The sequence below is a fragment of the Dickeya ananatis genome (assembly GCF_019464615.1).
Taxonomy (GTDB): domain Bacteria; phylum Pseudomonadota; class Gammaproteobacteria; order Enterobacterales; family Enterobacteriaceae; genus Dickeya; species Dickeya oryzae.
This window is the reverse complement of sequence record NZ_CP040816.1, coordinates 330,568-350,693: the sequence shown is the minus strand read 5'-3', so window position 1 is coordinate 350,693 and position 20,126 is coordinate 330,568. Positions and strand designations below refer to the sequence as shown.

Below are 20,126 nucleotides of genomic sequence, written 5' to 3'. Positions count from 1 at the left end.
AGGGTTATCCCCATAACTGAGTACCATACCCAGCGCAAGAGATAGTACGTTGGAAAAACATTGGCACAACATATGTCAAACAATCCGCTTACGTTTCACGAATATTGCTGCCGAAAGGAAACCGTCGATAGCGTACAAACGATAAAAGCGATGGAGGCGGTGGATGAAAGCGGTGAAAGTTGCGATCACCACCTCTTGCGGCCACGCCCTAATTCCGTGACACTCAGGCTGTCACTTGATTCGACGCCTCATTTTTACATTAAGAGCCTATCCCATCAGGCGTTATTGGCGCAGCCAGTTTGGACACGGACAGCGCGGAGAACCCGCAGCGTACACGGAGTACGTGAGGAGTTCGAGCACTGCCCAGGGCCAAAATGGCCAGTGAAATAGCCCTAATGGGATAGGCTCTAAGAGCAATAGGAAACCTTCATGGCCACCATTAAGGATGTCGCCAGGCTGGCAGGCGTGTCGGTCGCCACCGTATCACGTGTGATCAACGATTCGCCCAAAGCCAGTGAGCAAGCTCGCAGCGCCGTTCTGCAGGCCATGCAACAGTTGCAGTACCATCCGAACGCCAATGCCCGTGCGCTGGCCCAGCAGTCTACCGAAACGCTGGGACTGGTGGTCTCTGACGTGTCCGACCCGTTTTTTGGCACCATGGTCAAAGCCGTGGAGCAGGAAGCCTACCGTACCGGTAATTTTCTGCTGATCGGCAACGGCTACCACATCGCGCACAAAGAGCGGCAGGCCATTGAGCAGTTGATTCGTCATCGCTGCGCAGCACTGGTGGTGCATGCCAAGATGCTGCCGGATGAAGAGCTGGCGCAACTGATGGAACAGATCCCAGGCATGGTGTTGATCAACCGTATTCTGCCGGGGTACGAGGCGCGCTGCGTGGCGCTGGATAACCGTTATGGTGCCTGGCTGGCTACCCGACATCTGATTCTGCAAGGGCATCGCCAGATTGGTATTTTGTGTTCCAACCATGCGATTTCCGATGCCGATGACCGCCTGGCGGGCTACCGGGACGCGCTGGCCGAACACGATATTGCACTGGATGAGCAGTTGATCGCCTACGGCGAACCGGATGAAAGCGGCGGCGAAGCGGCGATGACCACGCTACTGGAGCGCGGCCGCCCGGTGACGGCGCTGACCTGCTACAACGACCCGATGGCCGCCGGTGCGTTGGCGGTGTTGAGTGATAACGGCATCGAAGTGCCACGAGACATGTCGCTTATCGGCTTCGACGATGTGCTGCTGTCGCGTTACCTGCGCCCGCGCCTGACCACTATCCGCTATCCGATCACCGCGATGGCGACACAGGCTGCACAAATTGCGCTGGCGCTGGCGAACAACACACCGCTACCCAACGCCATCAACCTGTTCCACCCGACGCTGATTCGCCGACACTCGGTCACCAGTTTGAATAATGGGCACTAAACTAGTAAGGCATTAAGACGCAGCAGACACTGGTAAGTCCCTTCAGCTGGAGGTGATGGTTTTACGGCGTCAAAAACTGTGCTGAGGCGTGCGACTTCGCCGGGTGAGCGGCAGGACGCCGCGAAAACCCGTGCCGTGCCGGACAAAAACGCGAAAAGCGTTTTTGAACAGCGTTTACGCTGGCCCGCAGGGCGAGCCACAGCATGTGGCGAGTAATCACGTCACGGGTGGCCCGAATAGCGAAGGCGAACACCGAAGGCACCGCGCCAGCGGCACAGTTTAGCCCTCAGCCAGTGGTCAAGGAGAGGCGGCGTTTGAGCCTCTCCTTGTCGTGCGTGCGATGATGTTGCAAAGGGATACCAACGTCATCAAGCACGAAATCTCTCACTGCGCTCAAATGAATCGGCAGTAAAAAACAACAAGGCTGTTTGTCAACAGCACAACATCAACCGAGAGAACGGTGGTACAGCCGGACCTGTTTATCGGGATAGTCTGGGGCGTCGCCGATGTAACGCCAGCCGTGGCGCTCGTAGTAACCGCTGAAACTGGCGTACAGGTAGAGATCGTCAAAACCGTGTTCGCGGCTGAATTCGATGACAAAACGCTGAAGGTCGGCCCCCAGACCGCGATCGCGGTAGCGTTCGTCCACATACAGCGCCGCCAGCCACGGGGTTAAATCCTGACGGCTTATCAAATCACAACGCCACAACCCGACCGTACCGACCAGTTGGTCGCCCGCCAGCGCCACGAACGTCAGCGGCAGCGCGCGCTTATCCATGCTGTGGTGCACCACGCTGGCAAAAAAATCCCGGCTCAGTCCGTCGCCAAACGCCTGCCACAGCCAGTCGACGACCTGCGTCTCACAATGCGGATAATCCGCCAGATAGCCAATCGTTGGCTTAGTTTCCATCGTCGTCATACGTCAGACCAGTTTTCCCTGAAAAATCGGCACCGAATCAAACAGGTAGCCATCGAACTCCGGCGCTTCGGCGTCAGAAATTTCCATCAGTGTGGTTTTGACGTTTTCCAGATGCTGCCACATCGCCTGATACGACCCGCTGACGTCGCGACGACGCAGCGCCGCCAGTATCGTCTGGTGATCCGCCAGCCATTTCAGCCGATAACCGTGGTTGCCCACATGGCTGTAAAGCTGTTGCCAGATAGGGCTTTCGTCCCGGCAAGACCAGATATTGCTGACGGTTTCCAACAGCATCTGGTTTTGGGTCGCCCCTGCTACCTGCAAGTGAAAGATTTTATCGAAATCGCTGCGGTAATCGTTGGCGGCGATAGCCGCCTGTTCCTGCTCCAGCGTGCGCCGCAGGATATCAATATCATTGCGGGTCGCCATCCGGGCGGCAAACGCGGCAATATTGCTTTCCAGCAGTTGGCGCGCCTGCAACATTTCAAACGCGCCGATACGGTTTTGCGCGTTCGGGGACGGTTCTTCCGCCGACGGCACACGTAACACGTACACCCCGGACCCCTGGCGGATATCCACCGTTCCTTCCAGTTCCAGCATCAGCAAGGCTTCACGTACGATGGTACGGCTTACGCCATAGGTCTCCGCTATATTCCGCTCTGGCGGAAGACGCGCCCCGACCGGGTATTCCCCCTGCTGGATTTTCTCCCGCAGGTCACCCCCTATTTCCTGGTATTGCTTTCTGTCTTGTAGAACCACAACCTTCGTCACAATGCCACCCTGAACGGCCGAGAATTGAACACCGCTGCCGCCCCGACACGGGGCCGGATACCAGGCTGCTTCCTTTCGTCATCGTCACTGCGGCTTCACACCGCGTTCGTCAGGTCCACAGCCTAAACACGAACCGGTGCGTCGTCCTACACCGGCTCGCGTTTACAGCAATCAGGCTCAGTTTACCAAACTCAGCGCCTGATCGAGTACCTTTGCACCGTTCAGGGTGCCGTAGGCCACCGAGTCGATAACGGCGATAGGAATGTGATACTCGTCGGTCAGTTTTTTGTTTTCCGCCAGCTTAAACCGCACCTGCGGCCCCAGCAGCACAGCGATAATGTCATTGCCGTAAGTCTGCAACTCATCACGCAGATTCTGTTCCGGGATAGCGTAAATCTGATATTCCATGCCCCGCACCGCGGCTTCTTTTTCCATTTTGGTCACCACCAGCGAGGTAGACATGCCTGCCGAGCAGGCCAGTACGATCCGTTTCATCTTTCCCCCTATTTCTCTTCATCGTCCAGTTCGAACGTCAGCACGCCGCTGTCCCGAACCTGTCGGAACCAGCCGGCTGATTTCTTCGCTCTGCGTTGCCGGTCGTGTTCCAGGTCGATCTCAATCAGGCCGTAACGGTTTTTAAAGGCGTTCATCGGCGACACATTGTCGGTAAACGCCCACAACATATACCCCTGACAGTTGGCACCGTCTTCGCGTGCTTTTAGCGTCCAGTAAAGGTGCTCGGCGATAAACGCAATACGGTAGTCGTCCTGTATCACGCCGTGGCTGTCTTTGAACTGGCCTTCATTTTCAATCCCCATACCGTTTTCCGACACAAACCAGGGCACGTTGCCGTACTCCTCTTTCAGGCGCATCGCCATGTCGTAAATAATGCGGGGGTTGATCTCCCAACCGCGCGACTTATTCATTCGGCGGCCAGGCAATTCGAAATGCTCGTAGTACCACGCTGGGTGGAACGGCGTGTTGCTGTTCCAGGCGCGGCTGGGTGCTTTGACGCGATGGGGGTAGTAGAGATTAATGCCCACCTCATCCACGGTGTTAGCGCGGATGATAGCCAGTTCTTGCGCGTCGTAATCCCACTTCACCTGATGCTTTTCCAATAGCGCCAGTAATTCCGCCGGGTATTCACCTTTCAGCGCCGGGTCGAGAAATACCCGGTTATAGAACAGGTCATACAGGCGGGCCGCCTCGACATCATGCGCTGCACTGGAGCGCGGGTAGGTGACTTCCGGGTTCAGGATCACCCCGATGCTGCCCCCTTGCAGGTGGTAACCTTTGTCGCGAAACAGTTGCACCACTTTGGCCGTCGCCAGGTTTTTATGGTGGTTCCACTGCATCCAGATGCCGGTATCCTGCTGATAAGGGTAGCGCACCGCATCCAGATACACGCGGGTCTGCACCACAATCGGCTCATTAAAAGTAAACCAGCGTTTGACCTTACCGGCGTAGCGGGCAAATACCGCGTCGGCGTACTGCACGAACCACTCCACCACCTGCTTCGACGACCAGCCCTGATATTTCTCGAACAGCACCGCCGGGAGCTCATAGTGCTCTAAGCACAGCATGGGTTCGATGCCTTCACGCTGCATTTCGTCGATCAGGTTATCGATGTAGGCGGCGTACTCTTCATCCACCACGCCGTTTTCATAATCCAGCATGAAGCGCGACCAGTTAATCGAGGTACGAAAGTGCGTCAGCCCGGTCTGCTTCATCAATGCCACGTCTTCACGGTAGCGGTTATAGAAGTCGGTGGCGATAGCCGGGCCGTAGCCGTTGTGCCACACCTGACGATCCCGCTTGTACCACAGGTCCAGATACGAGTCCTGCCCGCTTTTCTTGCCTGACCACCCCTCGGTCTGCCAGGCGGACGCCGCCGCCCCCAGAATAAAACCCTCAGGCAGGGTCATTGATACCTTGCTCATTACCGGTCTCCCTTAGATTCAGTATTGCAATACATTCATTATTTCAATGCATTGGCTTGTGTCGCGGCCTCTAACTCCGCCTCACGCTGCGCCAGATCAGCACGACGAGACGCCACTTTGACGAACGGCAGGTAAATCAGGGTAGCGACGATGATGCACACCACCTGTGTCGCAACCGCCCCCATCGAGCCGGCGGTAGACAGCCAGGCGTTAATCAACGGCGGCGTGGTCCAGGGCACCATCACCACCGCTTTACCGGCAAAACCCATGCTGGTAGCGAAGTAACCGATGGTGCCGGTCACCAGCGGCGTGATGATGAACGGGATAGCCAGAATCGGGTTGAGCATGATGGGCATGCCGAAAATCACCGGTTCATTGATGTTGAAGATGCAAGGACCGAAGGAAATCTTGGCGATCTCTTTCATTTCACGGCGTTTAGAGGCAATCATCACCGCCAGCAGCAACCCGATGGTTAACCCGGACCCACCGATGCTCATGTACACGTCCCAGAATGGCATGGTGATGATGTTCGGCACCTCATGCCCCTGCTCAAACGCAGTCATGTTTACCGCAATCGCCCCCAGCAACAGCGGTTCACGAATAGGTTTGATCATCTGGTTGCCGTGAATACCGATAACCCAGAACAGCTGCGCCACGAACATCAGAATCAACAGCCCCGGCAGGCTCTGCACTACCGACTCCAGCGGCTGTTGCACCACCATATAGATGGCGTCATACAGGTACATGCCGGTCACTTTCTGGAAGGTAAATCCGAAGGTCGCCACCAGCGTGACGGTGATGATCGCCGGGATCAACGCCGAAAACGACGCGGACACATTCGGCGGCACGCTGTCTGGCATCTTGATGCGCAACCCTTCTACCGACTCCAGCTTCGAATAGATTTCCACCGAAGCGATGGCGATAAACATGCCGAGGAACAGGCTTTTGGTGTCGGAGAATTGCCGCGCCAGTACATCTTTCACCGGTAATGTCTGACCATTGATCACCATATCGATGGTGGTCGGGGTAATGGAAATAAAGCAGATCACCGCCAGCAAACCGGGAAACAGGCTACGAGAGCCGTTGATTTTCCCAAGCTCGATGCCTATCAGGAACACCGCGCCGATGGTGAGGAAGTTGAGCGTGGCATAGTTAATGCCGCTCATGATGGGTTTTAACGGTGCCAGAAATGAAAACAGAGCGAAACTCGCCAGCCCGTTCTTCGGATCCAGCACCATGTTGGAGATCAGCACAGAGAACGCCCCGACGATGATCACCGGCATCAGCGTAATAAACGAGGCTTTGATCGCCATGATGTATCTCAGGCTGTTGAACTGGTTGGCGAACGATCCTAATGAATCGATAGCCTTATCCTTGAATGACATAACTCCACCTCTTTGATTTACCTGTTTTTTCAGGGGTTGTTGTTATCAGAGGCTATCGCCCCCGTAGTGGCCGTTACGCGCGGAAGAGAATGGACAGCAGGTTCAGCGCTCTCGCGTTTGGCATACCAAAAAATAAAACAAACGAATAATTTTTCTGTGACACTGTTCTCACAAGTCAATATTGGAATTCCAATAACATGTTTAATAGCTAATTTGGCATACCAAGAGGACACCGTGATGGAATTTGATATGGAACAGACCGTAATGGAATTGCTGATCAGCGCTGGCGAAGCGCGCTCCTGCGCCATGATGGCGATTCAGGCCGCCCGAGCGCAGGACTGGGTAGAGGCAGACGCGCAACTGCTGGCCTCTCAGGAGGTGGCAAAAGCAGCCCACCAGATCCAGACTCGGTTGATCGGGCTGGACGAAGGCGAAGGCAAAGTGCCGGTTAATCTGATCATGGTGCACGCTCAGGATCACCTGATGACCGCCATGCTATGCCGGGATCTGGCCGAAGAAATGGTACAACTGCGCAAAGAACTGTTTGGTGGTCCCCACGCCTGATGGCACCGACCGCGCAACATGCCGCACTTCACCCACTGACGTCGTTCCTGTGTGCTAGTATGTGACTAATATTGATAACAACGCTGTGACTGACTTCGATAAAACAGGGAAGGTGCAAACGATGATGACCATGCTTGACGTGGCAAAGCACGCCGGTGTATCCAAAGCAACGGTATCACGGGTGTTAAACGGTACAGGTCAGGTAAAACAAAGTACGCGTGACGCCGTCTTCAAGGCGATGGAAGAACTGGGTTATCGCCCTAATTTTCTGGCGCGCTCGCTGGCGCAACGCAGTTCGAACAGCCTCGGGTTGGTGGTGTCCAACTTCGACGGCCCTTATTTTGGTCGCCTGCTGCGCCGCGCCGCCGAGCGCACCGAAACCAGCGGCAAACACCTGATCGTGACCGACGGTCACGATACGCCGGAAGACGAGCAACAGGCGGTACAGCTACTGATCGATCGCCGCTGTGATGCCATCGTACTCTATACCCGCCACATGTCTGACGCCGCCCTGATGGCATTGCTGGATCAATCCCGGGTGCCTATCGTGGTCATCAATCGTCATCTGCCGATGGCACCTGAGTACTGCGTCTGGTTTGAACAGCAACAGGCGGTGTTCCAACTGGTCGATTATCTGGTACAGCAAGGGCACCGCGACATTGCCTGTATCACCGGCCCCATCAACACGCCGACTGCACGCGCCCGTCTGGCTGGTTACCGGCAGGCGCTGGAACATCATCACATTCCTTACGACCCGCTGCGGGTGGTCAATGGTGACAACCTGGTCCCCGGCGGTTATCAGGCCGCACGCGAATTACTGGCGCATGACGCCGGTTTTTCCGCACTGTTCACCAGTAACGACGATATGTGCATCGGCGCGATGAAAGCGCTGCTTGAGGCCGGTAAACGCCTGCCACAGGACGTGTCGCTGTTCGGTTTTGACGATATCCCCAGCGCCCCTTATCTGACGCCTGCGTTATCTACCGTCTATTTACCGATTGAAGAGATGATTAGCGCCGCTATCTCGCAGGCGCTGAAGCTGAGCGACGGTTCTCCTGTCGCGGCCATCGCGCCGTTTACCGGCGAGTTGAAACTGCGCGCGTCGGTAGTCAAAGGCCCCTACGCGCACTGAGTCTGCACAAACGATTACACCCGCTCCAGCGCCAGCAATTCGTCCAGCGTCTGACGGCGGCGAATCAGTCGCGGCTGCCCTTGTTCGAACAGCACTTCCGCTATCAGCGGGCGGCTGTTGTAGTTGGAAGACATCGACGCACCGTACGCACCGGTATCATGAAACACCAGATAGTCGCCCACTTGCGCGGACGGCAACGCCATCGTTTCCACGCCGCCGCCTGCCTGCTGGGTGAACACATCGCCAGATTCACACAACGGGCCTGCCACCACGGTATCACGCCACGGTGACTGGCTCAGGTCACGCCCGTCGCCCGGCAACAGGGTAATATGGTGGTAACTACCATACATCGCCGGACGCATCAGGTCGCTGAATCCGGCATCTACCAGCACAAAATGACGGCTGCCCATGTCCTTCACCGCGCGCACCTGCGCCACCAGTACGCCAGACTCTGCCACCAGAAAACGCCCCGGTTCGATTTCCAACGTCACCGGGTGCCCCAGGTGTTCGGCAATCCGCTCCCGCGCCCGATTCCACAGGCCATAATAGTGCTGGGTATCAATGCGCTCGCCGCCGTGGTGATACGGAATAGACAACCCGCCCCCCGCAGAAATCGCCTCCAGATCCTGCCCCACAGCCAGTACCTGCTGCACCATCGCCTCGCAGACCTGCTCCAGATGCCGGTAATCCACGCCGGAGCCGATATGCATATGGATGCCGACCAGTTTCAGGCGGTAACGGCTCAAGGCCTCCAGCGCCTGTGGTAAATCGGCATACCAGATGCCGTGTTTACTGTTTTCGCCGCCGGTGTTGGTCTTCTGGCTATGACCATGTCCAAAACCGGGGTTAATGCGCAGCCACACCGGATGACCCGGCGAACGCTCGCCCAGTTGATGCAGCATGTCGATGGAACCGGCGTTCACCGGAATAGCCAGCTCATGCACCCGTTGCAGTGTGGCGTCATCGAGCACATCGGCGGTAAACACAATCTCATGCGCGTCAGTACCCGGTTCAAAACCGGCGGCCAGCGCCCGTTCGATTTCACCCAACGAAACCGAATCCACCTTTACGCCCTGCTGGCGCATCAACGCCAAAATATGCAGGTTGGAACAGGCTTTCTGCGCAAAACGGATTGTATCGAACTGGCGCAACTGACCGATGCGCTCAACGATGGTAGCGGCATCATAGGCCCACAACGGGCAACCAAATTGAGCAGGCAGCGCGCGCAGGCTCTGCGCGTTCAACGCATGAGACAGGTCATTCAGATCGTGTGGCATGAATAGAGTACCGAAACGTTGTCAGATGTCTGAATTGTGCTGGTCCACAAACTATAATTCCAATATCCTTTTTCAAAGACTCTATTCATTTTTGATATGGTTAAACGAAACAAAAGAGGGGACACATGGCTGAGATATCCCTGCGCCACATCGAGATTTTTCATGCCGTCATGACCACCGGCAACCTGACGGAAGCGGCCGCGCTGCTCAATACCTCGCAGCCCACCGTGAGCCGCGAGCTGGCGCGCTTTGAACACCTGGTGCAGATGCCACTGTTCGAGCGCATTCGCGGGCGGTTACACCCTACCGCGCAAGGGTTGCAGTTATTCGAGGAAGTGCAGCATTCCTATTATGGGTTGGATCGCATCATCAACGCGGCACAGGATATCCGCCAGTTTCGTCAGGCCCCGCTCTCAGTTGCCTGTTTACCGGTGTTCTCTCAGTCATTACTGCCCGAGGTGTGCCAGCCGTTGCTGGCGCGTTACCCTGAACTCAACCTGCATGTCATCCCACAGGAATCACCGTTGCTGGAAGAGTGGCTCTCCGCACAGCGCCATGACCTGGGGCTGACGGAAAACCTGAATACGCCCGCAGGCACCGAACGGCAGACCCTGATGGAACTGAACGAAGTCTGTGTGCTGCCCAGTGGCCACCCACTGGCACGCAAGGCGGTACTGACACCAGAGGATTTCCGCGACCAGCCGTTCGTCAGCCTGTCCAGCACCGACAGTTATCGGCAATTGCTGGACCAGCAGTTTGAGCAGGCAAACGTCGCGCGGCGGCTGGTGTTGGATACCCACAGCGCCGCCTCGGTATGCGCGATGGTGCGCGCCGGGGTAGGATTATCGATAGTCAATCCGCTTACCGCCGTGGATTACGCCAGCAGCGGAGCGGTCGTGGTGCGCCGCTTCAGCATCGATGTGCCGTTTACCGTCAGCCTGATTCGCCCGCTGCACCGCCCGGCGTCGACGCTGGTGGCGCAATTCACCGAGCAGTTGCTCGCCTTCGCCGAGCGCTTCCCCGCCCGGTTACAGCGCGTGCTGGCGGCTAACCCGCTCTAAACGCCATCCCCGCTACGCCACCTCACGCAGCGCGCCCAGGTCAATCTGCACGCCGACGCGGCTGCCGGTGGCGTGCAAATCCTCGACCGAGCGATTGAGCACATCCACCGAGAGCTCCACCTCGCTGACGCGTATCCGATAACGCACCACGTTACCCAACAGGCTGTGCCCGATAATGTCCCCGGACAGCCCGTGTTCCGGCGCGCACAAGCGCACCGACTCTGGGCGCAGCGCCACCTGGCCGGCAAACTGCCCACCGGTCAGGCGCATTGCCTCGTCGGCGCTCAGCAGGTTATAGCTGCCGATAAACCCGGCGGCAAACAGACTGGCAGGCTGGGTATAGAGCGACTCTGCGTCGCCGTTTTGTACGATTTCACCTTTATTCATCAGCACGATACGGTCAGACAAGGTCAGCGCCTCTTCCTGATCGTGGGTGACGAAAATCGTCGTCAGCTTCAGTTCCTGCTGGATGCGTCGGATCTGTTCACGCAGGTGGCGACGAATGCGCGCATCCAGTGCGGATAACGGCTCGTCCAGCAATAGCAGACGGGGGCGGGTCACCAGTGAACGCGCCAGCGCCACACGCTGGCACTGCCCGCCAGACAACTGATGCGGGTAGCGACGGGCGTAATCGCCCAGTTCCACCAGCGCCAACACCTCCTCGACCCGGCTGTGAATCTCAACGGCAGGCAGCTTCTGCATCTTCAGACCGAAGGCCACATTGCCTTCAACCGTCATATTGGGAAACAGCGCATAGTTCTGGAATACCATGCCGATATCACGCTGTTGTGGCGACAGCGGCACGATATCACGGCCCTGTAGCAGAATCTGGCCGTTATCCACCGAGGTCAATCCGGCCAGACAGCGTAATAACGTCGATTTACCGCAACCACTTGGCCCCAGCAAGGTGACGAACTCGCCCTCATCGGCCGAAAAATGGATATCCTGAAACACTCTGGTCGGCCCGTAGTGTTTATTCAGATTGATGACATCAAGGTAGGCCATGTTCAGCGTGTCCCGTTTTACTCATTGCGAAATTGAATGTGCAAAATTGAATTTGCAACATTGAATGTGCGTCATTCATGAATGGCGATTCAGCGCATTCGCCAGCCAGGTCACCAACAGCACCACCAGAAAATAGGAAATAACCAGTGCACTGGTGAAATGCCCGCTGTCGTTGCGCTTGTTATAGAGATAGACCTGCAAGGTTTCGTAGTTGGTGCCTGCCAGTAAATTGGCGAACACAAACTCGCCAATCAGGAATGAAAACGACAGCAGTACCGCGATCATCACCCCTTTGCGCAGGTTAGGCAGCACCACCCACAGCGCCGCCTGCCAGGTGCTGGCACCCAGCAAATGCGCCGCATCCAGCAGTTCCTGCAAATTTATGGCCTGTATATTGTTGGCGATGGCGCGGTAAATAAACGGCAGGGCAATCGTGAAATAACAGCCGATCAGGATCCACGGTGTACCGGTCAGCGCCAGCGGCGGTGCGGAATAGAGCTGTAGTAACCCGACTGACGACACCACCGGTGGCACCGCAAACGGCAGCAGAATCAGCACGTTCATCAGCCCGTCGAGCTTCGGAAAAGCCCAGGCGATGACAAACATGGCAGGCAGCACCAACAGCAGTGAAAACAACAATGCGCCAAAACAGATAAGCAGTGAATGGCCCAGCGCGACCAGAAAGCGGCCATCGCGCCACAATTCGATAAACCATTTCAGGGTCAGCCCATTGGGCAAAATGGTCGCGCCCCACTCGGTCGCCAGCGCGTAACCCAGCGTGGCGAGCAGCGGTAACATCAAAACCAGTAATATCAGCCACACCACCAGCAGATGGTAACGGCGTTCAGCCTGGGACATGGCAGCCTCCGGTGAGAAAATTAGCGGGCAGCATGGAGGTAACTCCGGCGTAGCAGCCATTGGTGAATCGCGGTAATCAGCGCCATCAACACGACCAGCAGCATGGAGAGCGCACTACCCAGATTAGGGTCCAGCGAGATATCACCAGACACCAGCGCCGCAATGCGCACCGGCACCACGTTGAAATTGCCGGTGGTGAGCGCGTACAAAGTGGCGTAGGCCCCCAGCGCGTTAGCCAGCAGAATGACGAAGGTGCCGAGTAATGCAGGCGTCAGCACCGGAATGCCGATATGCAACCAGTAACGCCAGCGGCTGGCGCCCAACAGCGCGGCCGACTCTTGCCATTCGCTGCGCAACCCGTCAAACGCCGGATAGAGCAGCAAAATGCCGAGCGGTATCTGAAAATAGGTATAAATCAGGATCAGTCCGTCGCGGGAATACAGCGTGAAGTCGCCAAGCAACCCGTTTTGCCGCAGCAATAAGGTGATAAAACCGTTCAGCCCCAGCATGATCACGAAAGCGAACGCCAGCGGTACACCGGCGAAATTGCTGGTCATGTTGGCAAACGACATCACAAAACGCCGCAACCGCCTTTCTCCCAGCTGTTGCAACGAATAACCGCCAACCAGCGCGATAATCAGCCCGTACAGGCTTGACCAGAATGAAATATCCAGTGAAAAACGCATCGCCTGCAAATAAAACGGCGAGGTCAGTAAATCCTGATAGTTAGCCAGCCCCCAGGCGCTTTCCGTATCACTGTAGAAACTGTTGACTGCCATCCATACCAGTGGGGCTATCTGAAAGGCGATAAACACCACCAAAAACGGCAGCAATACCAACGCTGCCAGCCATCGCCTCTTCACACTCTCCCCCCCACACCACTTTTCACCAGCACATCGCGACTCACCGGCTTGTCATGTGCCACACCGAGTAACTGGCACACCGTGCCGCATAACTCGGTTTGTTGTGGTGCGGCATCCGGTCGCAACGAGAATGCGTCACCGAACACGTACAACGGCACCTGACGTTCTTCCGGCAAGATGCCGCCGTGGCTACGGTCGTCATTCATGCCGTGATCGGCGGTCACCAGCACCTGGTAACCCTCGTCCAGCCAGCGCGGCATCCAGTGCGACAGATAACCGTCCGCCATACGCGCCCGGTTACGGTACTGCGGGGTGGATAAACCGTGGCGATGCCCGGCGTCGTCAATATTCATCGGGTGAATCAGCAGAAAGTCCGGCTGGTAACGCAGGCGCAGACTTTCCGCGTCTTCAAACAGATGGGAGTCGGGATAGCCGTCATCATGGTAGAAATGACCGTACTGAATCGGTAACGACGGCTCGACGGTATGACGGTCGCGCGCTGCCTCAAACGGCGTGCGGTTATACAGCTCGCTGACCCAGTGGTACGCCGCAGCCGCTGTCGTTAAGCCCGCCTCGCGAGCGTAGTGGAAAATACTGCGCTCGCGGCTTAGCCGGTCGACACCGTTGTGGATAATGCCGCTTCTCACCGGCGTCACACCGGTGAGAATGCACTCATACAACGGGCGTGACAGCGACGGCAACTCGCACTCCAGCTGATAGAGGCAACCGTGCCCGGCGGCACACTCCGCCTGCAGGTAGCCCATAGCCTCACGACCCACCTGAAAGCTCAGCCCGTCCAGTATCACCAGAATCGTTTTCATCCCGAACTCCCGAAAGCGTGCTTACTGCTTCATGTTGATGATGACGTTTTCCTGCCACAGACGCGGCAGCGCTTTCACGCTCTTATCCCAGGCGTCAGCATCCGCGATCGGATGCGCATTTTTATACTGTTCCTGCGCCAGCAGCTTGGCCTTCACGTCATCCGGTAGGGTAATGTATTGCGCACGGATCGGGCGGGCGTAACCACGTGCCAGATTGATCTGACCAGCATCAGAGAAGATGTATTCACGCGCCAGTTTGGCGGCGTTCGGGTGTTTGGCGTATTTGTTGATGATGGTGGTATAACCGGAGATCACCGAACCGTCAGACGGGATCAGCACCTCGAAACGGCTTTTGTCGATGGTGTCGCGGTAGTTCAGGCCGTTGAAATCCCACACCACACCCACCTGCACTTCGCCTTTCTCGATATTGGCGATAGCCGGGTTAGTCAGGCCGAGGCGGCCTTCTTTGGCGAGCTTGGCAAAGAAATCCAGTGCCGGTTTCAGGTTTTTCTCGTTGCCCCCCAACGCGAAGTTGGCCGCCAGCACCCCGCTTGACGCCTGAGACGCGGTACCGACGTCACCGATGGTCACCACATACTTGCCTTTTTGCAGATCAGCCCAGCTATGGGGAATGTCTTTCACCTGCTGCTTATCGACGATAAACGCAATGGTGCCGGTGTAGGCCATCGCCCAGTGGCCGTCCTTGTCTTTCGCCCAGGCTGGCACCTGATCCCAGGTGGTCGGCTTGTACGGCTGACTCACGCCTTTTTGCACCGCGACCGGGCCGAAGGCCACGCCCACGTCGCCAATATCCGCGCTGGCGTTCTCTTTCTCTGCAGCGAATTTGGCAATCTCCTGCGCGGAGGACATATCGGTATCACTGTGTTTCAGGCCGTATTTGGTGCTTAAATCGTTCCAGGTATCTTTCCAGTTGGCCCAGCTGTCCGGCATGCCGACGCTGTTAACTTCGCCTTCAGCACGAGCGGCTTTCTCCAGCGCCGCCAAATCCTGCGCCATAACGGCACTCGAAAATAACGCGCTGCTGATTAACACAGAAGACAACAATTTTTTCATCATGATGCTCCATAGCAAGGGGAGTGATACGCTGTTGGTCTGACACTCTGCTGGTCTAGTCCAGCAATAAATACGCCAATTCAGCACACGGCGATGACGTTTTCATGTCGACAATGTGACAACAGGGTTGCAACACCGGCCTGTAAAGGCGTGTGGACGGCATCGAGTGCTTGTCGGCGTGCAATTTGCATCACCCCGACAGGCATGCAACCTGATAGTCAACAATCCCTGCTATGGTGCAGGCTGCACAATATCAAGGCTTTTTACGATGACGAAAATACAACCGACCGCCGTTATCCAGATTGCTGATGCGCTACGAGAGCGCCTGCACCGTGGCGAGTTCACCAGTGGCCGACTGCCATCCGAACGGGCGCTCAGCGAGCAGTTTTCCACTACCCGTATCACCCTGCGCGAAGCGCTCACCCTGCTGGAATCACAAGGCATCATTTACCGAGAACTGCGGCGCGGCTGGTTCATCTCACCGCCGCGACTTAGCTATAATCCGCTGCACAGAAGTCACTTTCATGAAATGGCGGAAAAACAGGGGCGTAAAGCCGCGACCGAAGTGCTGGATGCCGCGGTTGTCGCAGCGAATGCGACTATTGCACGTCATCTGGAGTTAGAGGAAGGCGCGGAGATCTACCGCATTCGCCGTTTGCGTCGCCTTGATGGCCGCGCGGTGTTGTACGTGGAACACTATCTGAACCCGGTCTGGTTTCCGGGTCTTCTCAATAGCGACCTGAGGCGTTCGCTCACCCAGCTTTACCAGTCACAGTACGATATTCGCTACGGCCGGGTGCGCTTCATCATGCTGCCGTCACCGCTGCCACCGGTGGCGGCACCAGTATTAAAACTCGCCCCCGGCAGCCCGTCGCTGTTTATCACCCGGATCAACCGGGATCAGCATGACCGTATTATCGACTGTGACTGCGAGTACTGGCGTTACGACGCGCTGTATATTGATGTACAGGCGTGATGGGCGGCCATCAGGAAGAAGAAGGAACAAGAATAACGGGGCAATAAAGGAGTACTGCCGCTAGAGCAGGCGGGAATCAAAATGAAACGGCACCACCTGCAAGGTAGACAGTACCTGCTGCGCCTTTGGGTGTTCAGGGTTGAATAACGCGTTCCATTCACCGGTCAGCGTGCTCGGCACCTTCAGCACCAAACTGACGCGCGACGCCAGCCATTCATCGCCGATCTGCCGGGTAGCATCTGGTGGAGGATCCTGCCGCCAGTCATCGGGTAAGGCATCTCGGCTTAATTCCATCACCAGCGTATCGGGCACTTCCACTGATAGCAGAGAGAACGCAGGCAACATAGCCACATCCCTCAGATGCACCAGCGTCTCTAGCAGGCACAGCGCGATGGTGCCGCCCAGATAGACGCAGGGAACGCCTTTGCTGTTCCAGCGCCCGCCGTAAAGTTTCGCGCCCGCACCATCAAACGCCTGCGCCACAAATGTCTGCTTTACCAACCGGTAAAACGTTGCCATCAGCTGATCACGCCGTGGCCGATACGGCCAATCAGATCCAGCACTGCTTCTGTGCCTGCCGGGGTTTTCAGCATCGCGGCCGGTGATTGCCCTCCCAACGCTTTAGCCGGTTGATTCAGCCAGTCAACGGCTTTGACGTAATCATGATCGAACAGCCGGGCGGCGGCATCCAGTACACGGACACTGGCATAAATCCGCGCCCCCTGCTCCACCGACCAGGTTTTCTCCGGGTGCTTGAGTCGACGATGGTAGGTGCTGCGATCGACGCCAATCAGCCGCAACAAGTAACTCTCATCCAATTGCGTCTTATTAGCGGCGTCGCGGATGATACTGACCGGCAAACCTTCACTGATTTGTTCATGTGCCCGCACCAGCGAGGACGACAGGGACAGAGCGGCTAAGATCCCCTCGTACTCAAGTACACGGACGGTCGGTGTAAACAGCGTGGTCATAACCCCTCCAGATTCGTTGCAGTTGCAACATCAGTCTATTGCAACCACACCAGAAACGCAAAATCCGCCGCCGACCTCCCCAAAGTCGATAAATCACGCTACTATGACGCCCCTTCGTTTTCTGTCAGGCAGTGAGTTTGTATCGTAATGAGTAGTCCAGCCCCAACCGCTCTCGTTTCTGGCGTGTCCCAGACTGTCTGGCGTGGCCGCTTTAGCGTCGCCCCGATGTTGGACTGGACTGACCGCCATTGCCGCTACTTTCACCGGTTACTGAGCCATAACGCGTTGCTGTACACCGAGATGGTGACCACCGGTGCGATTTTGCACGGCAAGGGCGATTATCTGGCCTATAGCGACGAAGAACATCCGTTGGCGTTGCAGCTTGGCGGCAGCGACCCGACAGCACTGGCACAGTGCGCGGTACTGGCGGAACAACGCGGCTATGACGAAATCAACCTCAATGTCGGCTGCCCGTCCGACCGCGTGCAAAATGGCCGTTTCGGTGCCTGCCTGATGGCGGAAGCACAGCTCGTGGCGGACTGCGTTAAAGCAATGCGCGAGCGCGTCAGCATTCCGGTCACGGTGAAAACCCGTATCGGTATCGACGATCAGGACAGCTACGAATTTTTATGCGATTTCATCCGCACCGTGTCCGAACAGGGTGGCTGCGACACCTTTATCGTGCATGCCCGTAAAGCCTGGCTTTCTGGCTTAAGCCCGAAGGAAAACCGCGAAATCCCGCCGCTGGATTACCCACGGGTCTACCAACTTAAACGCGATTTCCCCTCGCTGACGCTGGCGATTAACGGCGGCATCAAAACGCTGGCGGAGGCGAAACAGCACCTGGAACACGTGGATGGCGTGATGGTGGGCCGGGAAGCCTACCAAAACCCCGGAATGCTGGCGCAGGTTGACCGCGATCTGTTTGACGCCACCAGTGTGGTGCCGAATCAGGCGGCCGTGGTGCAGGCAATGTACCCGTATATCGAACGCGAACTTTCTGGCGGAGCTACACTGGGCCATATCACCCGGCACATGCTCGGTCTGTTTCAGGGCATACCCGGTGCGCGCCAGTGGCGGCGTTATCTGAGTGAAAATGCCCATAAACCGGGTGCGGATGCATCGGTAGTGGAACACGCGTTATCACTGGTCAATATCGCCTAAAAAAAACCAACTGTTGGTCTTTTTGACCAACAGTCTATTTCCCTCTTCTTACCACCTCATTATAAATCAATACGTTACCAGAAACCCATTCTGGCATGCTTCTTGTAATACTCTGGCTGTATACGTCATCACGCGCAGAATGCGGCGGTTCCTGCGCACGACGTGATTCAATGGCCAAGGAGCACACCATGTTAGAGATTTTCTTCGTTATGGGTTTTTTTATCATGCTGGTGGTCACCGGCGTGTCACTACTGGGCGTCATGGTGGCGCTGATTGCCGCTGCCATTGTGATGCTGATTGCCGGGCTGTTTACGATGGCGATAAAAGTCCTGCCGTGGCTGCTGCTGGCCATCGTGGTGGTATGGCTGTGGCGTCGATATCAAGGGTCAGATGCTGCCAGTACACCCTATGACCGGTATCGGAAAAAATATGACTCGCGCTATCGCAGAGGCGGCGGTGACTGGTAACGACACACAGAAAGAGACACCAGAATAGACGTTTTGCAGATAAAAACGCAGGGAATACAAAACTGTGCGCCAGCAAATATTTTTTCCTCACCGCAACTGCTAGCATACTGAGTATTGTCTGCGTCTTCCCGATAACTCAGGGAAAAGCCAGCGACACGATTTCATCGTCGTCAGGAAAATAATAGCCGCTCAGTGGCACTTTCGTGACGATCACCGTGCTGTACCCTACATACAGCTGATGAAATTAGCCTTATGGCGTTTACTGTCTGTGCACAAACACCGGCTCTTACCGGGCCGGTGTTTGTCCTGCCTGAATCGCAATACCTGCTCAATCCCCCCTGACACGCTCAAACGTCTATGCCCTCACACGCCAGGGGAAGTACCGCGACCTGCCACAGCGCGCTGATTACGCGCTGTAACCCGGAATCAACAGGCATGAGCCTTGCGTCGTGCGACTTTCCAGCGCACGGTGTGCGGACTGCGCATCTTCCAGCGCGAATTTCTGGCTTTCCGGCACCGTCACATTGATGGCACCGCTGGCAATCAGCCCAAACAGCTCACGGCTGGCGAGCTCCAGTTCCTCGCGGTTGGTGATATAGCTAAACAGCGACGGACGGGTGACATACAGCGACCCTTTCTGGTTGAGGATACCGAGATTAACCCCAGTCACCGGACCGGACGCGTTGCCGAAGCTCACCATTAACCCGCGCCGTTTCAGACAGTTCAGCGAAGCCTCCCAGGTGTCTTTACCGACCGAGTCATACACCACCGACACTTTCTCTTCGTGCGTTAATTCCAGCACCCGCTGGACGATATCTTCCCGGCGATAATTGATGGTGGCCCAGGCCCCTGCCTGTTTTGCCAGTTCCGCCTTCTCGTCAGAACCGACGGTACCGATTAATTTCGCGCCCAGGGCTTTCGCCCACTGACAGGCGATAAGCCCAACGCCGCCTGCTGCAGCGTGGAATAAAAACACCTCACCCGGTTTCACTTCATAGGTCTGACGCAGCAGGTAATGCACGGTCAATCCTTTCAGGAATGACGCCGCCGCCTGCTCGAAGCTGATGTTATCCGGCAACAACGCGACTTTGTCCGCCGGTACGTTATGCCGCTCGCTATACGCCCCCAATGCCGACTGGGCATACACCACACGATCGCCCACCTTCAGGTGTGTGACGCTCGCCCCGGCTTTCACCACCACGCCAGCCGCTTCAGTCCCCAATCCCGAGGGGAACGACGGCGGTGAGTACAACCCGGCACGAAAGTAGGTATCAATGAAGTTGATGCCGATGGCGTGGTTTTCCACCTGAACCTCATTAAGACCCGGCTCGCGCGGTGTGTAATCCACATACTCCAGCACCCCCGGCCCGCCGTGGTCGCTGAACTGAATACGTTTAGCCATGATGAATCTCCTCGCTCTACTCGTGTGTGCCCGCAG

Annotated in this window: 21 protein-coding genes; 7 read left to right on the top strand and 14 right to left on the bottom strand. The window is 56.6% G+C overall.

From position 1 onward, the window contains the following. Window positions 1–429: 429 nt before the first annotated feature. Window positions 430–1,440 carry an HTH-type transcriptional regulator GalR gene (gene galR, locus FGI04_RS01475; protein WP_342699821.1) on the top strand — a complete coding sequence of 337 codons (1,011 nt, stop codon included), beginning with the start codon at window positions 430–432 and terminating at the stop codon, window positions 1,438–1,440. Window positions 1,441–1,885: 445 nt separating this feature from the next. Here galR and FGI04_RS01470 read toward each other — a convergent pair whose 3' ends face one another. From FGI04_RS01470 to FGI04_RS01450, 5 genes are all read right to left on the bottom strand, one after another. Continuing rightward, window positions 1,886–2,359: a GNAT family N-acetyltransferase gene (locus FGI04_RS01470; protein WP_342699822.1), complete on the bottom strand. Its 474-nt coding sequence runs from the start codon at window positions 2,357–2,359 to the stop codon at window positions 1,886–1,888. Window positions 2,360–2,362: 3 nt separating this feature from the next. Continuing rightward, the gene (locus tag FGI04_RS01465) at window positions 2,363–3,130 is read right to left on the bottom strand and encodes an FCD domain-containing protein (RefSeq protein ID WP_016940497.1); all 768 of its coding nucleotides are present in this window, start codon (window positions 3,128–3,130) and stop codon (window positions 2,363–2,365) included. Between the two features lie 177 nt (window positions 3,131–3,307). Then, window positions 3,308–3,625 carry a PTS sugar transporter subunit IIB gene (locus FGI04_RS01460; RefSeq protein ID WP_342699823.1) on the bottom strand — a complete coding sequence of 106 codons (318 nt, stop codon included), beginning with the start codon at window positions 3,623–3,625 and terminating at the stop codon, window positions 3,308–3,310. A gap of 8 nt (window positions 3,626–3,633) precedes the next feature. Then, window positions 3,634–5,070 carry a glycoside hydrolase family 1 protein gene (locus FGI04_RS01455; protein WP_342699824.1) on the bottom strand — a complete coding sequence of 479 codons (1,437 nt, stop codon included), beginning with the start codon at window positions 5,068–5,070 and terminating at the stop codon, window positions 3,634–3,636. Between the two features lie 38 nt (window positions 5,071–5,108). Beyond that, window positions 5,109–6,455 (bottom strand): PTS sugar transporter subunit IIC, encoded by a 1,347-nt coding sequence (locus tag FGI04_RS01450; protein ID WP_342699825.1) that lies wholly within the window; start codon window positions 6,453–6,455, stop codon window positions 5,109–5,111. A gap of 237 nt (window positions 6,456–6,692) precedes the next feature. Here FGI04_RS01450 and FGI04_RS01445 point away from each other — a divergent pair, with 237 nt between their 5' ends. Both FGI04_RS01445 and FGI04_RS01440 read left to right on the top strand, forming a co-directional pair. Beyond that, window positions 6,693–7,019 (top strand): PTS lactose/cellobiose transporter subunit IIA, encoded by a 327-nt coding sequence (locus tag FGI04_RS01445; RefSeq protein ID WP_407337374.1) that lies wholly within the window; start codon window positions 6,693–6,695, stop codon window positions 7,017–7,019. A 121-nt stretch (window positions 7,020–7,140) separates the two neighbouring features. Continuing rightward, a complete protein-coding gene (locus FGI04_RS01440) occupies window positions 7,141–8,151 on the top strand; it encodes a LacI family DNA-binding transcriptional regulator (RefSeq protein WP_407274003.1) in 1,011 nt (336 codons plus the stop codon). A 14-nt stretch (window positions 8,152–8,165) separates the two neighbouring features. Here the strand turns inward: FGI04_RS01440 and lysA are convergent, their stop codons facing one another. Next, the gene (lysA, locus tag FGI04_RS01435) at window positions 8,166–9,428 is read right to left on the bottom strand and encodes a diaminopimelate decarboxylase (RefSeq protein WP_407274910.1); all 1,263 of its coding nucleotides are present in this window, start codon (window positions 9,426–9,428) and stop codon (window positions 8,166–8,168) included. Between the two features lie 125 nt (window positions 9,429–9,553). Between lysA and FGI04_RS01430 the strand changes: the two genes are divergently transcribed. After that, the gene (locus tag FGI04_RS01430) at window positions 9,554–10,489 is read left to right on the top strand and encodes a LysR family transcriptional regulator (protein WP_407337306.1); all 936 of its coding nucleotides are present in this window, start codon (window positions 9,554–9,556) and stop codon (window positions 10,487–10,489) included. A gap of 12 nt (window positions 10,490–10,501) precedes the next feature. Here FGI04_RS01430 and FGI04_RS01425 read toward each other — a convergent pair whose 3' ends face one another. From FGI04_RS01425 to FGI04_RS01405, 5 genes are all read right to left on the bottom strand, one after another. After that, window positions 10,502–11,494 (bottom strand): ABC transporter ATP-binding protein, encoded by a 993-nt coding sequence (locus FGI04_RS01425; protein WP_407274005.1) that lies wholly within the window; start codon window positions 11,492–11,494, stop codon window positions 10,502–10,504. A 75-nt stretch (window positions 11,495–11,569) separates the two neighbouring features. Further along, window positions 11,570–12,352, bottom strand: a complete 783-nt coding sequence (locus tag FGI04_RS01420; RefSeq protein ID WP_029456181.1) for an ABC transporter permease — start codon at window positions 12,350–12,352, stop codon at window positions 11,570–11,572. Between the two features lie 20 nt (window positions 12,353–12,372). Next, window positions 12,373–13,215, bottom strand: a complete 843-nt coding sequence (locus FGI04_RS01415) for an ABC transporter permease (protein ID WP_407337305.1) — start codon at window positions 13,213–13,215, stop codon at window positions 12,373–12,375. Then, window positions 13,212–14,036, bottom strand: coding sequence for an alkaline phosphatase family protein (locus FGI04_RS01410; RefSeq protein ID WP_342699830.1), 825 nt, complete (start codon window positions 14,034–14,036; stop codon window positions 13,212–13,214). Before FGI04_RS01410 ends, FGI04_RS01415 begins: the two co-directional genes overlap by 4 nt. A gap of 21 nt (window positions 14,037–14,057) precedes the next feature. Further along, complete coding sequence (locus FGI04_RS01405; protein ID WP_342699866.1) at window positions 14,058–15,110, bottom strand: ABC transporter substrate-binding protein; 1,053 nt, start codon at window positions 15,108–15,110, stop codon at window positions 14,058–14,060. Between the two features lie 268 nt (window positions 15,111–15,378). Here FGI04_RS01405 and FGI04_RS01400 point away from each other — a divergent pair, with 268 nt between their 5' ends. Beyond that, entirely contained in the window at window positions 15,379–16,086 is a 708-nt protein-coding gene (locus FGI04_RS01400) for a UTRA domain-containing protein (protein WP_407274008.1), read from the top strand. A 60-nt stretch (window positions 16,087–16,146) separates the two neighbouring features. Here the strand turns inward: FGI04_RS01400 and FGI04_RS01395 are convergent, their stop codons facing one another. Together FGI04_RS01395 and FGI04_RS01390 are read right to left on the bottom strand one after the other, a co-directional pair. Then, window positions 16,147–16,605: an RES family NAD+ phosphorylase gene (locus FGI04_RS01395; protein WP_342699832.1), complete on the bottom strand. Its 459-nt coding sequence runs from the start codon at window positions 16,603–16,605 to the stop codon at window positions 16,147–16,149. Further along, window positions 16,605–17,057 (bottom strand): Xre family toxin-antitoxin system antitoxin, encoded by a 453-nt coding sequence (locus FGI04_RS01390; protein WP_342699833.1) that lies wholly within the window; start codon window positions 17,055–17,057, stop codon window positions 16,605–16,607. The genes FGI04_RS01395 and FGI04_RS01390 overlap by 1 nt, the downstream gene beginning before the upstream one ends. Before the next feature lie 147 nt (window positions 17,058–17,204). On the opposite strand from FGI04_RS01390, the gene dusA reads away from it, so the two are divergent. Next, window positions 17,205–18,221 (top strand): tRNA dihydrouridine(20/20a) synthase DusA, encoded by a 1,017-nt coding sequence (dusA, locus tag FGI04_RS01385; protein WP_407337304.1) that lies wholly within the window; start codon window positions 17,205–17,207, stop codon window positions 18,219–18,221. Window positions 18,222–18,409: 188 nt separating this feature from the next. Then, window positions 18,410–18,688 carry an envelope stress response protein PspG gene (pspG, locus tag FGI04_RS01380; RefSeq protein WP_038916782.1) on the top strand — a complete coding sequence of 93 codons (279 nt, stop codon included), beginning with the start codon at window positions 18,410–18,412 and terminating at the stop codon, window positions 18,686–18,688. 406 nt (window positions 18,689–19,094) lie between these two features. Here the strand turns inward: pspG and FGI04_RS01375 are convergent, their stop codons facing one another. Further along, a complete protein-coding gene (locus tag FGI04_RS01375) occupies window positions 19,095–20,090 on the bottom strand; it encodes a quinone oxidoreductase (RefSeq protein WP_012886065.1) in 996 nt (331 codons plus the stop codon). Window positions 20,091–20,126: the final 36 nt, after the last annotated feature.